At 71.7% G+C, this 12,587-nt stretch carries 11 protein-coding genes; 4 read left to right on the top strand and 7 right to left on the bottom strand.

The window, feature by feature from the left end:
* Window positions 1-10: 10 nt before the first annotated feature.
* The gene (locus AB0I15_RS10160; protein WP_358092509.1) at window positions 11-2,176 is read right to left on the bottom strand and encodes a thiamine pyrophosphate-dependent enzyme; all 2,166 of its coding nucleotides are present in this window, start codon (window positions 2,174-2,176) and stop codon (window positions 11-13) included.
* 98 nt (window positions 2,177-2,274) lie between these two features.
* Between AB0I15_RS10160 and AB0I15_RS10155 the strand changes: the two genes are divergently transcribed.
* Genes AB0I15_RS10155 through AB0I15_RS10140 form a run of 4 tightly spaced genes read left to right on the top strand, consistent with a single transcriptional unit; the run spans window position 2,275 to window position 5,945 of the window.
* Window positions 2,275-2,772 carry a VOC family protein gene (locus AB0I15_RS10155; protein ID WP_358092507.1) on the top strand — a complete coding sequence of 166 codons (498 nt, stop codon included), beginning with the start codon at window positions 2,275-2,277 and terminating at the stop codon, window positions 2,770-2,772.
* A complete protein-coding gene (locus AB0I15_RS10150) occupies window positions 2,759-3,400 on the top strand; it encodes a GntR family transcriptional regulator (RefSeq protein ID WP_358092505.1) in 642 nt (213 codons plus the stop codon). The genes AB0I15_RS10155 and AB0I15_RS10150 overlap by 14 nt, the downstream gene beginning before the upstream one ends.
* A complete protein-coding gene (locus AB0I15_RS10145; RefSeq protein ID WP_358092503.1) occupies window positions 3,397-3,846 on the top strand; it encodes a (2Fe-2S)-binding protein in 450 nt (149 codons plus the stop codon). Before AB0I15_RS10150 ends, AB0I15_RS10145 begins: the two co-directional genes overlap by 4 nt.
* Window positions 3,789-5,945, top strand: coding sequence for a molybdopterin cofactor-binding domain-containing protein (locus AB0I15_RS10140; protein ID WP_358092501.1), 2,157 nt, complete (start codon window positions 3,789-3,791; stop codon window positions 5,943-5,945). The genes AB0I15_RS10145 and AB0I15_RS10140 overlap by 58 nt, the downstream gene beginning before the upstream one ends.
* Here AB0I15_RS10140 and AB0I15_RS10135 read toward each other — a convergent pair.
* From AB0I15_RS10135 to AB0I15_RS10110, 6 genes are read right to left on the bottom strand one after another with little or no spacing between them, the layout of a single operon-like run.
* Window positions 5,939-7,180 (bottom strand): Xaa-Pro peptidase family protein, encoded by a 1,242-nt coding sequence (locus AB0I15_RS10135; protein WP_358092499.1) that lies wholly within the window; start codon window positions 7,178-7,180, stop codon window positions 5,939-5,941. The two genes, AB0I15_RS10140 and AB0I15_RS10135, sit on opposite strands and share 7 nt — an antisense overlap.
* Window positions 7,177-8,151, bottom strand: a complete 975-nt coding sequence (locus AB0I15_RS10130; protein WP_358092497.1) for an NAD(P)-dependent oxidoreductase — start codon at window positions 8,149-8,151, stop codon at window positions 7,177-7,179. Before AB0I15_RS10130 ends, AB0I15_RS10135 begins: the two co-directional genes overlap by 4 nt.
* Window positions 8,148-9,164, bottom strand: a complete 1,017-nt coding sequence (locus AB0I15_RS10125; RefSeq protein WP_358092495.1) for an alpha/beta fold hydrolase — start codon at window positions 9,162-9,164, stop codon at window positions 8,148-8,150. Before AB0I15_RS10125 ends, AB0I15_RS10130 begins: the two co-directional genes overlap by 4 nt.
* Window positions 9,161-9,946 carry an ABC transporter ATP-binding protein gene (locus AB0I15_RS10120; protein ID WP_358092493.1) on the bottom strand — a complete coding sequence of 262 codons (786 nt, stop codon included), beginning with the start codon at window positions 9,944-9,946 and terminating at the stop codon, window positions 9,161-9,163. Before AB0I15_RS10120 ends, AB0I15_RS10125 begins: the two co-directional genes overlap by 4 nt.
* Complete coding sequence (locus AB0I15_RS10115; protein WP_358092491.1) at window positions 9,947-11,710, bottom strand: branched-chain amino acid ABC transporter ATP-binding protein/permease; 1,764 nt, start codon at window positions 11,708-11,710, stop codon at window positions 9,947-9,949.
* On the bottom strand, window positions 11,707-12,585 hold the full coding sequence (locus AB0I15_RS10110; RefSeq protein WP_358092489.1) for a branched-chain amino acid ABC transporter permease: 879 nt from the start codon (window positions 12,583-12,585) through the stop codon (window positions 11,707-11,709). Before AB0I15_RS10110 ends, AB0I15_RS10115 begins: the two co-directional genes overlap by 4 nt.
* Between the last annotated feature and the right edge of the window lie 2 nt (window positions 12,586-12,587).

The raw sequence follows: 12,587 nt of genomic DNA, 5'->3' as shown, positions 1-12,587 counted from the left end.
CTCCGTCATCTCAGTACTCCGTCATCTCGGCGAGCTTGGCGGCCACTTCCTCTTCCCCGGCGATGGCGGCCCGTTCCAGGATCTTGCTGATGCTCGGCGACGCCTCCCCGCCGGTCACCCGCTGCACCGGCTGGTCCAGCCAGTCGAAGAAGCGCCGCTGGATCTCGTCGGCCAGCCATCCGCCGTACGACGTCCCCACGGGCCCCTGCTCGGCGATGAGCACGTTGTTCGTCTTCCTGACGCTCGCCCCGACCGTCTCCCAGTCCAGGCTGGCCCGGTCCAGCCAGCGCAGGTCGATCACCTCCACGTCCAGCCCGGACGCCTCGACGGCCCGCAGCACGTACGAGGTCATCGCCAGGTACGTCAGCACCGTCACCCGCGACCCCGCCCGCCGCACCGCCGCCCGCCCGACCGGGAGGCAGTAGTCCAGGTCGTCCACCGGGAACTCCCCCGTGGACGCGTACAGCTCGACGTGCTCCAGCACCACGACCGGGTCCCGGCAGCGCAGCGCGCTGTTCATCAGGCCCACGTAGTCGTACGGGGTGGCCGGGGCGACGATGCGCCAGCCGGGGGCGGTGGCGAAGAGGCCGGCGGGGTCCATGGAGTGCTGGGAGCCGTACCCGGTGCCCATGGCGACCTTGCCGCGCAGGACGAGGGGCATGGCGTCGTCGCCCCCGTACATGTGCCTGGCCTTGGCGATCTGGTTGAAGAGCTGGTCGGCGGCGACCCACATGAAGTCGGCGTACATGAGCTCGACCACCGGCGTGTAGCGCCCGTCGGAGGCGATGCCGCCGGCCAGGCCGGTGAAGGCGTTCTCGCTGATGGGGGTGCCGAGCACGCGGTCGGGGAAGGCGCCCTTGAGCCCGCGCGTGGCGCCGTTGGTGCCGCCGTTGAGGCGGTGTACGTCCTCTCCCAGCACGACGATCGAGTCGTCGGCCCGCATCCGCCGCGCCATCACCCCGGCCACGGCGTCGATGAACCTGCCCTCGGTCAGCTCGCCCGTGAACGCCGTCCGCGCCTCCTCGAACTCGGAGAGGTCGCCACGCACGCCCACGTGCGCGAAGCCCGGGTCGGGCCACTCGGCCGGCTTGATCCGGCGCTGCCCCGGTTTGCCACCGGGAAGCGGCTCCAGCAGGTCGTCCCCCACGGCCGCCATGAGATCCCGCGCCCGCGTGATCGCGGCGTCGATGTCGGGTCGGCCGAGGACGGCTCGGCGGGTCAGGTGGCCGGCGAGCTGGTCGATCGGGTCGCGGGCCCGCCACTCCTGCTCCTCCTCCTTCGTCCGGTAGCCGAACGCGCTGCCGGGGAAGGGGCCATTTTGGTGGAAATATCGGTACACGTCCGCCTCGACGAGCGCCGGCCCGTCGCCCGCCCTCATGTACGCCGCCGCCTCCCGCATCGCCAGGTACACGGCCAGCGCGTCCATGCCGTCCACCCGCCAGCTCGCCACGCCGAACCCGGGACCACGCCCGGACAGCCGAGGCTCCCCGGTCGCCTCCTCCACGCCGGTCGAGACGGCGTACCGGTTGTTCTCGACGAAGAAGCAGAGCGGCAGGCGCCAGGCGGCGGCCAGGTTGAGCGTCTCCAGCGTGGAGCCGATGTTGACGGCCCCGTCCCCGAAGTACGTCACCGCGACCGCCCCGGTGCCCGCCTGCCGGTGCGCCCACGCCGACCCGGCCGCGAACGGCACACCGCCGCCGACGATGGCGTTCGTACCGATGGCCCCGGCGTCCTTCCAGCGCAGGTGCATGGAACCGCCACGCCCGTGGCTGAACCCCCGGTCCAGGCCGCAGATCTCGGCGAGCGTGCGCAGCAGCACGTCCCGCACGTCCGGCGAGAAGTCCTTCGTCGGATCGATGCCCTTCGGCTCCACGTGCTGCAGCGCCTTGGCCAGGAACTGGTGGTGCCCCCGGTGCGAGCCGTTGACCGTGTCACCGGCGGCCAGCGCCAGAACGGACCCGACCGCGCCGCCCTCCTGCCCGATGCTGGAGTGGGCCGGGCCGTGGACGAGGCCGGCCTTGGCGAGGTCGAGGACGTACTCCTCGAACGTCCTGATCAGCAGGAGGTGGCCGAGCATGGTCACCAGCAGGTGGGGGTCGGCCGCGTCCCAGTCCTCTTCGGTGGCGACGACCTCGACCCAGGGGGCGCGCGGTTCGAGGCGGCGATGCTGAGGCATTCCTCAGCCTTACACGGGATGGATCCAAAGAACAGCCCTTTCCGTCCTCGCCGGCACCGACGTACGCTGTTTTGGATCCAAAATCGGGAGGGGGCGAGATGAGCGGACTTCCGGGGCTCAGCGGCGTCGACCACATCGGCTTCACGGTGCCCGATCTGGAGGAGGCCAGGACGTTCCTGGTGGACGTGCTCGGCTGCGAGTACATGTACTCCCTCGGCCCCTTCGCCCACGCCGAGGGCACGTGGATGCGCGACCACCTCAACGTGCACCCGCGGGCGGTGATGGAGAAGCTGCACTTCTTCCGGTGCGGCGGCCAGGCCATCTTCGAGGTCTTCCAGTACGCGGCTCCCGGTCAGCATCCGGAGGTGCCCCGCAACAGCGACATCGGCGGCCACCACGTGGCCCTGTACGTCGACGACCTGGACGCGGCGGTCTCCCACCTTCGCGAGCACGACGTCCGAATACTCGGCGAACCGACGGCCAGCAAGGGACCGAGCGAGGGCCAGCGGTGGGTGTACTTCCTGGCGCCGTGGGGGATGCAGTTCGAGCTGGTGTCGTACCCGGAGGGGAAGGCGTTCGACCGTGCGCGCTCCTGAGAGCCAGCGGGTGGCCGACCACCTGCGCGAGGCCATCCTCAGCGGCGCCATCGCGCCCGGGGAGCGGATCAGGCAGGAGGACCTGGCCGAACGCCTCGGCGCCAGCCGCCTCCCGGTCCGCGAGGCCCTGCGCATGCTGGAAGCCGAAGGGCTCACCGAGCACCACCCGCGCCGGGGCGCCCGTGTCCCGCTCCTCGACCGCCACCAGGTGGACGTGATCTACCAGATGCGCGAACGCCTCGAACCCCTCGCCCTGACCGAGAGCATCCCCCACCTCACCACCGACGACCACCACCGCCTGGCCCTGATCCAGGACAAGATCGAGGCCAACACCGACGTCGGCGAGTTCCTGGCCCTCGACCGCGAGTTCCACCTGCTGACCTACTCCGGGTGCGCCATCGAGCAGCTCTCGGGGATGGTGGTGCGCCTGTGGAACGCGACCCAGCACCACCGGCGCGCGTTCATGCACCTGACCGGCCCGTCGCGACGCTGGGTGGTCAACGCCGAACACCGCCTCCTCCTGGACGCGATCGAACGCCGCGACGCCGTGGACGCGGAACGCTGCCTGACCGGGCACATCCGGCGTACACGGGTGGAGCTCTCCCACCACCCCGAGGTGTTCGCATGACCCGCCTGACCGTCAACGGCACGCTCGTGGAGTCCACCTCCGACCCCGCCACCCCACTCCTCGACGTGCTGCGCGGCGAACTGAACCTGGTCGGCACCCGCTTCGGCTGCGGCACCGGAATGTGCGGCGCCTGCTTCGTCCTCCTCGACGGCCGGGTCACCCCCGCCTGCGACACCCCGTTGTCGGCCGCCGCGGACCGATCGGTGGTGACGGTCGAAGGGCTCGCCCCTGGAGACGACCTCCATCCGATCCAACGGGCGATCCTGGAGGAACAGGCCGGCCAGTGCGGCTACTGCCTGTCGGGAATGATGATCAGCGCGGTGGCGTTGCTGGCCGCCGACCCTCATCCGAGCGAGCAGGCAGTGGCCGAGGCCCTGGACGGCAACCTGTGCCGGTGCGGCGTCCACCGCCGGATCGTCCGCGCGGTGCTGAAGGCGGCCGAATGAGCGTGTCCGTGGGGGCCGACGGGATCATCTCGGTGCGGGTGGGCAAGGTCGAGCTCGGCCAGGGGGTGCTCACCGCCCTCGCCCAGATCGCCGCCGACGCCCTGGGCGCCGACCTGGCGCAGGTGCGCATGCTGCCCGCCCGTACCGGTGCAGGGCCTGACGAGGGGTTCACGGCCGGGAGCATGTCGATCGCCCGCTCAGGCCCGCCCCTACGCGAGTCCTGCGCCCGCGTCCGTGCCGCCTGCACGGCCGAAGCCGCCCGCCGCTGGGACGTCTCCCCCGACCAGGTGACGGTACGCCGCGGCGAGTTCCGTCACGGCACCCGAACCGCCACCTACGCCGACCTGGCTCCCAGCCCGGCACCCGGCCCGGCACCCGGCCCGGCACCCGGCCCGGCATCCGGCCCGGCATCCGGCCTGGCATCCGGCCTGGCATCCGACGTGGCACCCGGCCTCGCGACGGAAACGCCCCCGCCCGGCGCGACCACCTCCGACCCTGGGCCGCCGGTGTTCGTGGGGACGAGCGTGCCCCGCCTGGACCTGCCCGACAAGGTGGCCGGCCGCCCCCGCTTCATCCACGACCTCCGCCTGCCGGACCTGCTCCACGGCCGCGTCCTCCGCCCGCCCTCCCCGGCCGCCCGCCTCACCGACCTGCCCCCGGACCCGCACGTGGTCCGCGACGGCTCGTTCCTGGGCGTGCTGGCCGAGTCCGAACCCGAGGCCGACCGCGCCCTCACCCACCTGCGCAAGTCCGCCCGATGGGCCGAGAGCGACACCCTGCCCGACGAACACGACCTGCACACCTACCTCCGCACAAGCCCGCACGAAACCCTCCACGTCCACACCCCGGCGACCCCGTCCCCCCAGGGCGACCTGCACACGGCCACCTACAGCAGACCCTTCGTCGCCCACGCCTCGATCGCCCCCAGCGCCGCCGCCGCCCGCTGGAACCCCGACGGCACCCTGGAGGTCTGGAGCCACACCCAAGGCGTCCACCCCCTGCGCACGGCGCTCTCCCAGATCCTCGGCCACGACCGAATCGAGGTCCGCCACGTCGAGGGCGCCGGCTGCTACGGCCACAACGCCGCCGACGACGTGGCCCTGGACGCCGCCCTCCTGGCCCGCGAAGCCCACGGCCGACCGGTCCTGGTCCGCTGGAGCCGACAGGACGAGCTGACCTGGGCCCCGTTCGGCTCGGCGATGTCGGCGGACGTGGCCGCGGTCGTCGACGAGGCCGGAATGATCCGATCCTGGCGGTACGACGTCTGGAGCCAGGGCCACACCAGCCGCCCCGGCTACGCGGGCGCCCCGGGCCTCCTCGCCGGCGCCCACCTGGAACGCCCCTGGACCTACCCTCCAGCCGCTGACCCGCCCCCGCAGGCCGGGTCCGGTATGGCCCGCAACGCGATCCCGATCTACGACTTCCCCCATCTCCAGGTCACCGGCCACCGCCTCCTGAACACCCCGATCCGCTCCTCGGCCCTGCGCTCCCTCGGCGCCTTCATGAACGTCTTCGCCATCGAGTCCTTCATGGACGAACTGGCCGAAAAGGCAGGCACGGACCCCCTCACGTACCGCCTGGCCCACCTGAGCGACCCCCGCGGGCAGGAGGTCCTGCGACGAGCGACCACAGCGGCCGGTTGGGGACGACCGGGCCTCGGCCTGGGCTTCGCCCGCTACAAGGGCACCGGCGCCTACTGCGCGGCCGTGGCGGAGGTGGAGGCCGAACACGACGTACGAGTCCGCCGCCTCACCATCGCCGTGGACGTCGGCCAGGTCGTCAACCCCGACGGCGTCCGCAACCAGATCGAGGGCGGCGCCACCCAGGCCACGAGCTGGACCCTCAAAGAACGAGTCCGCTTCGACCGCCGCAGGATCACCAGCGGCGACTGGGAAACCTACCCGATCCTCCGCTTCACCGAGACCCCCGAAATCACTGTCGACCTGGTCGAACACCCCGGCACCCCATCCGTAGGCGCCGGCGAGGCCGCCCAGGGCCCCGTGGCCGCCGCCATCGCGAACGCCCTGGCCGCCACCCTCGGCGCCCGCGTCCGCGACCTCCCCCTGACCCGCGACGCGATCATCCAGGCGATTCAGTAGGGATTGGCGATCATCAGCTCCTGCGCCGGGAACAGCGTCAGCACCCGGCACCCCTCCGGCGTCACCACGACCTCCTCCTCGATCCTGGCCGCCGAGAACCCGTCGCTCGCCGGACAGTACGTCTCCAGCGCGAACACCATGCCCACCCGCAGCTCGATCGGCTCCCGCATGCTGTTCAGCCGCGAGATGATCGGCCGCTCGTGTAACCCCAGCCCCAGCCCATGTCCGAACTGCAGCCCGAACGCCGCCATCTCGTCCTCGAACCCGAACGCGGTGGCCTCCGGCCACACCGCCGCGACCTGGTCCGTCCCCACACCGGGTTTGATCATCGCGATCGAGGCGTCCATCCACTCCCGCGCCCGGACGTACGCCTCCCGCTGCGCCGCCGTGGCGCTCCCCACGCTGAACGTGCGGTAGTAGCACGTCCGATAACCGTTGAAGGAGTGGATGATGTCGAAGAACGCCTGGTCGCCGGGCCGGATGAGCCGGTCGGAGAAATTGTGCGGATGCGGGTTGCAGCGTTCGCCGCTGACGGCGTTGACGGCCTCGACCTGATCGGAGCCCATTTCGTAGAGGCGCTTGTTCGCCAGGGCCACGATCTCGTTCTCGCGGATGCCGGGTTTCAACGCCTCGACGATGTCCTGGTAGACGCCGTCCACCATCGCGGCCGCCTGGGTGAGGAGCATGATCTCGTCGGGGGACTTGATGACGCGGGCGTCGAGCATCGGTTGCTGACAGTCCACCACGCGCAAACCTTGCCGCTGCATTTCGAAAAGGAAAGGCGGCTCGACGATGTCCACGCCGACGGGCTCCCCGGCCAGGCCCGCGTCCGTCAGGAGGCCCTTGATCTGGCGTACGGCGTCGGCCATCAGTCCGGCCGTGGGCGCGATGGCGCCGCGCAGGCCGAGCATGCCGGCGTGGCAGTCGGCCGGGTCCAGCCAGGGGCTGTGGAGCTTGTGGTGGCGGGCGGCGGAGCCGAAGTCCCACAGGCGCACCGGGCCGCCGTCTCGGGTGAGGAGGGCGTACCGGGTCATCTTGTCGCCGAGGGCGCCGCCGATCCAGGTCTGGGTGACGTACCGGATGTTGTAGAAGTCGAAGAGCAGGAACGCGCCGCACTCGCCGGCCTCCAGGGAGGCGCGGGCGCGGCTCAGGCGGTGGTCCCGGAGGCGGGCGAAGTCGACGCGCTGCTCGTAGTCGACGCCCATGTGGCCGGGGGCGGGCAGCGGGGCCGTCACGAGGCCGGCCCGTTCAGCTCGTTCAGGCGCTCGTTCAGGCCGTCGCCCAGGCGCGCGTTCAGGCCGTCGTCCACGGCCACGTCCTCGGGTTTGAGGTCCAGGCCGGAGGCGGCGGCCTGGAGGTCGAGGAGGATCGCGAAGTCCTCCTCCACCCGTCCCGAGCTGACGGCGGCCTGGACGAGCTGGGCGGCGGCCGCGGTGAGCGGCATGGGCACGTCGAGGGCGCGGGCGGCGGCCAGGCCGAGGTCGAAGTCCTTGCGCAGCAGGACCGGGGTGAAGGTGGGCGTGTAGTCGAGGTGGACGAACGCCGGGGACTTGTAGCGGGTGAAGGCCGAGCCCACGACGCTGTCGTTGAGGAACTCCAGGAACGCGTGCCGGGGCACGCCGCCCTTCTCGGCCAGCACGGTGATCTCGGCGAGCGTCTGGGTGACGACGCCGAGCATGAGGTTGTGGGCGATCTTCACCAGGCGGGCGGTCTCATCCTCCCCCACGTAGACGGCCGACCTGCCCAGATGCGCCAAGAGGCCAGCCACCCGGTCGTAGACGTCGCGGGGTCCGGAAACGACGATACTGAGCTTTCCGGCCCTCACCACGTTGCCGTTGCCGCTGACCGGGGCGGCCAGGAAGGCCGTACCGTGGCGGGCGCAGGTCTGCCGGGCGGCGGCCGACGCCTCGGGCGAGATCGTGGAGCAGTCCACGAGCACGCCGGGGCCGCCGGAGACGGGCAGGAGTTCGGTCAGGACCTCGTCGAGGTCCGCGGCGGTGGCGAGCATGGTGAAGACGACGTCGCGGTCGCGCAGGTCGGCGATCGTGTCCGACACCGTGGCCCCGGACGAGCGCAGCGGCTCGGCCTTGGCCCGCGTACGGTTCCACACGGCCAGATCCACCCCGGCCCTGGCCAGCCGCTCCGCCATGGGCGCGCCCATCCGGCCGGTGCCGATCCAGCCCACGCGCTGTTCAGAAGAGGTCATGAGGAAGAGCCTTTCGGGCAGAGCCGCTGGGCCAGCCAGTCGGCGGTGTAGGGACGGTGCCAGGGCGTGAGGTTGGCGCAGCCGTGGTTGCCCTCTTCGAGCATGAGCAGCTCGCTGTCGCCGCCCGCCGTGGCGGCCAGCCGCTCGGCCTGCCGCCACGGGATGAGCCGGTCCTTGCGCCCGAACACCACCAGCAGCGGCGCGGTGATGGCTGATGCCGTGCCCTCCATGGTCAAGGTGTACGCGATCCGCCTGGCCTCCTCCTCGCTCGGCGCGCCGGCCCGGACACGGAACGTCTCCCTGGTCAGCACGGGCAGCCCGGACCAGCAGTCGCCGAAGTCGTACGGCCCCGCGAGCGCCACGCACGCCTTGATCCGGTCACCGGCGGCGGCGGCCACCCGCGGCGCGTAGTAGCCGCCCAGGCTGACCCCCCACACCCCGATCCGGCCCGCGTCGATCCTGGGCTCGGCGGCCAGCGCGTCGAGCAGCGCCTTGCCGGGCTGCGACCAGTCGGCCCTGATCGGCAGGTCGTACTCGGCCTCGCCCTGTCCGGGCCCGTCCACGGCGAAGGTGGCCAGCCCGCGCTCGAGGAAGAGCTGCTCGACCACGCGGTGCTCCTCCTTGGCCGAGTCCAGCCCGGACAGCATGAGCACGGCCGGATGAGGTCCGGGGCCCGGGGGCAGGCGCAGGATCCCGGCCAGCGTGCCGCCCTCGAAGTCGGCCTCGACACGCCGCCCCGGCGGGGACAGGTACGGCAGGGCGTCGTCGAGGCAGGCCACGGCCCGCAGGTGCGCGCGGCGCATCTGGTCGAGGTCGGTCACGAAGACGAACTTGGCGAAGTGGAAGTAGAGGGCGGCCTGCGCCAGGTGCCGGCCCGCCGACAGCGGCCGGTCCGTGGCCAGCGCCTGCCGCCCCAGCTCCTCGTGCTCGGCGGCCACCGACGACCACGCGGCGCACCAGCCCTCCCAGGAGTCGAGGTCTCGGGTGACGCGCTCGAAGTCGGAGACGGTCACGCCGTTGGCGGTGAACCGGGGCCCCCAGTGTGCGATGGCGGAAGCGACTCGCTCGTCCAACGTGGATCACCAACCTTCCCGCCCAGGTAGAGCGACGCGATCTCGGGGTTGTCCCTGACGGCGGCGGCCGTGCCGGTGAGGCGGACCTTGCCGCCCTCCATGACCACGCCGTGCGTGGCCAGGCCCAGGCCGAGCCGGACGTTCTGCTCCACCAGCAGCACGGTGGTGCCGGCCTGGTTGAGCCCGTGGATGACCTTCGCGACGCCGGCCAGGCCGCGGGGGTCCAGGCCGAGCGACGGTTCGTCGAGCAGGATGAGCCGGGGGTCGAGCATGAGGCATCTGGCGATCTCGACCATGCGCCGCTGCCCGCCGCTGAGGTTGCCGGCGTGGTCGCGGGCGCGCTCGGCGACGATGGGCATGCGCTCTTTGACCTGGTCGAGCCGCTCACGCAGCAAACGGCGGTCTTTGCGGAGGAGGTAGCCGCCCATGAGCACGTTCTCCTGCACGGACATGGCCGGGAACAGGGCGTGCGACTGCGGCACCTGGGCGACGCCCCGGCGCAGGATCTCGTCGGGAGGCAGCCCGCCGATGCGCTCGCCGTCCAGGCGGACCTCGCCCTCGGCGGGGGCGAGCAGGCCGCTGATGACGCGCAGCACGGTGGACTTGCCCGCGCCGTTCGGGCCGACCACGCAGGTGACCGTGCGCTCGGCGCACTCGAGGTCGACGCCCTGGAGCACGCTGCCGCCGCCGTACCCGGCGACCACCGCCTTGAGCTGCAACATCTATCTCACCGCCGGCATCCAGTCGTCTCCCAGGTACGCCTCCAGCACCTCCGGCGACCCGCGCACCAGCTCCGGCGGCCCTTCGGCGATCAGCCGGCCGCCCGCGAGCACGGCGACGGGGTCGCACAGGTCGAGCACGAGGGGGATGTTGTGCTCGACGACGAGGAAGGTGACGCCGTCCGCGTTCAGCTCGCGGATCACGCCGGTGAGGTGGCCGAGCAGGCTCGGGTTCACGCCGCCGGCGGGCTCGTCGAGCAGGATCAGCCGGGGTTCGAGCATGAGGACCTGGGCCAGCTCGACGAGCTTCTGCTGCCCGTACGACAGCGCGCCCGCCTTCTGACCGGCGAACCTGGCGAGCCCGACGAGGTCGAGCAGTTCGCGGGCGCGCTCGGCCTCGTGGCCGCGTACGGCGTCGGCCCACATGGTGCGCCAGCGCGAGTCGGCCAGCGGGGCGACCACGTTCTCCCGCACGGTCATGTCCTTGAACAGCCTGGTCACCTGGTACGACCGCCCCAGCCCGAGATGGCAGCGCCGCCACGGCCGCAGCCCGTCGATGCGCCGGCCGTCGAACCAGATCTCGCCGGAGTCGGCGGGCAGCCCGCCGGTGATCAGGTTGAACAGCGTGGTCTTGCCCGAACCGTTCGGCCCGATCAGCGCCGTGATCGTGCCCCGGCGCACGTCGAGCGAGACGTCGTCGACCGCGACGAGGCCGCCGAACCGCTTGGACAGGCCGCGTACGGACAGCAGGGCCTCACCGGGCTCGGGCGGCGGCGGAACGGCCCGCTCGCGCACCTGGAAGCGCTGCTCGATGAACTCGACCCGCTTCGGATGCCGGCGCCGCCACCACGCCTCGGCGGTCGGCAGCAGGCCCTGGGGCAGGAACACCACCACGAGCACCAGCGCGCCCCCGAACAGCAGCACCCGCGACTGCACCCCGCCCGCGTAGACGGTGGCCGCCTCGCTGACCAGGTTGACGATGAACGCGCCGACCACGGGGCCGTAGAGGGTGCCCCGCCCGCCGGTCAGCGCGGCCAGCACGATCGTCACGCTGCCGAGGATCGCGAAGGAGCCGACGGGGTTGATGAAGGTCAGGTAGTAGGCGTAGACGCCTCCGGCCGCCCCGATGAAGAACGCGCTGGCGGCGTAGGCGACGATCTTGAAGCGGGCGGTGTTCACGCCGATGGAGGCCGCCTTGCCCTCGTCCTCCCTGATCGCGACCAGCCCGGTGCCGAACTTGGTGCGCCTGATCCACGCGCTGAACAGCACGGTCAGCACGAGCAGCAGGAGGAAGGCGTAGTAGAACGGGATGTTCTGGAAGTCGCGGTGCCAGAACGGCAGCTCCAGCGTGATGCCGTCCGAGCCGCGCGTCAGGCCCCTGGCGTTGACCGCGATGATCTGCGCCGCGAGCAGCATCGCGATCGTGATGATCACGAAGGCGTGGCCGCGGGTCCTGAGCACGACCCCGCCGATGACCAGCGCGATGACGGTGGCCGTCACCCCGCCGAGCGGCGCCACCAGCAGCGGGTTGACCTCCCAGCGCGCGGCCAGGATGCCCGCCGTGTACGACCCGAGGCCCAGGAACATGCTGTGCCCGAGCGAGATGTATCCGGCGTACCCGGAGATGATGTTCCAGCTCGTGGCCTGGATCGCCAGCAGGAACCCGAGCAGCAGCACCGCCTGCGGGTACGGCTGCCACGGGTTGACGACGGGATAGAGCAGCAGCGCGACCAGGCACGCCCCCGCGACCAGATGGGCCCGCCTCATGCCGCGTCCTCCCGCAGCCGGGCGCCGAACAGCCCTTGGGGCCGTACCAGCAGGACCGCCATGATGACCACGTAGAAGACGAGCGTGGACCAGCCCAGCGAGCCGTACGTCGCGGTCAGCGTCTCGGCCAGCCCCAGGATGGCCGCCCCGGCGAGCGCGCCGGGCAGGCTGCCGAGCCCGCCGAGCACCACGATCCCGAGCAGCCGGGAGATCCACTCGTAGTGCGAGGCCGGGAAGAACGGATAGAGCACCGACAGGATGGACCCGCCGACCCCGGCGGTGGCGCTGCCGATCGCGAACGCCAGCGCCGCCGTGCCCGCCGCGCCCACCCCCACCAGCGCGGCCCCGGACGGGTTCTGCGTGGCGGCCCTGATCGCCCGCCCGGTCCAGGTCCGGTTGAGCACCCAGTACAGGACGGCCAGCACCCCCATCGCCGCCAGGAACCCGAACACCTGCGCCTTCGGCAGCGCGATCGCCCCGACCCGGAACGACTCCTCGAAGTACGACGGCGCCGCCGACTTGAACTTGTTGCCCGCGGTGAGGTTCAGCACCCCTTCGATGACCAGCGCGAACCCGAATGTCAGCAGCACCGACATGGACGGCGACGACCCCCGGATCCGTGAGATCAGCAGCCGGTACGACACCCACCCGAACCCGAACATCATGGGCGTCGTCACCACGGAGGCCACGATCGGGTCGATCCCGGTCCTGTTCCACAGCCACCACGTCACCATCGCCACCAGCACCAGGAACGCGCCCTGCGCCACGTTGATGATCCGCATCACCCCGAAGATGAGCGTCAGCCCCGACGCCATCAGCGCGTAGACCCCGCCGATCAGCAGGCCCAGCGTCACCGCCTGGACGAAGTGCGCCATCG

The sequence above is a fragment of the Nonomuraea sp. NPDC050643 genome (assembly GCF_040654715.1).
Classification (GTDB): domain Bacteria; phylum Actinomycetota; class Actinomycetes; order Streptosporangiales; family Streptosporangiaceae; genus Nonomuraea.
The sequence above is the reverse complement of the archived record's forward strand: the minus strand, read 5'-3'. Positions and strand labels throughout refer to the sequence as shown.

What these genes read in the sequence shown, in the direction of transcription:
- AB0I15_RS10160 (WP_358092509.1), bottom strand. Translation starts at nt 2,176, where the DNA reads ATGCCTCAGCATCGCCGCCTCGAACCGCGCGCCCCCTGGGTCGAGGTC.
- AB0I15_RS10155 (WP_358092507.1), top strand. Translation starts at nt 2,275, where the DNA reads ATGAGCGGACTTCCGGGGCTCAGCGGCGTCGACCACATCGGCTTCACG.
- AB0I15_RS10145 (WP_358092503.1), top strand. Translation starts at nt 3,397, where the DNA reads ATGACCCGCCTGACCGTCAACGGCACGCTCGTGGAGTCCACCTCCGAC.
- AB0I15_RS10130 (WP_358092497.1), bottom strand. Translation starts at nt 8,151, where the DNA reads ATGACCTCTTCTGAACAGCGCGTGGGCTGGATCGGCACCGGCCGGATG.
- AB0I15_RS10120 (WP_358092493.1), bottom strand. Translation starts at nt 9,946, where the DNA reads ATGTTGCAGCTCAAGGCGGTGGTCGCCGGGTACGGCGGCGGCAGCGTG.
- AB0I15_RS10115 (WP_358092491.1), bottom strand. Translation starts at nt 11,710, where the DNA reads ATGAGGCGGGCCCATCTGGTCGCGGGGGCGTGCCTGGTCGCGCTGCTG.
- AB0I15_RS10110 (WP_358092489.1), bottom strand. Translation starts at nt 12,585, where the DNA reads ATGGCGCACTTCGTCCAGGCGGTGACGCTGGGCCTGCTGATCGGCGGG.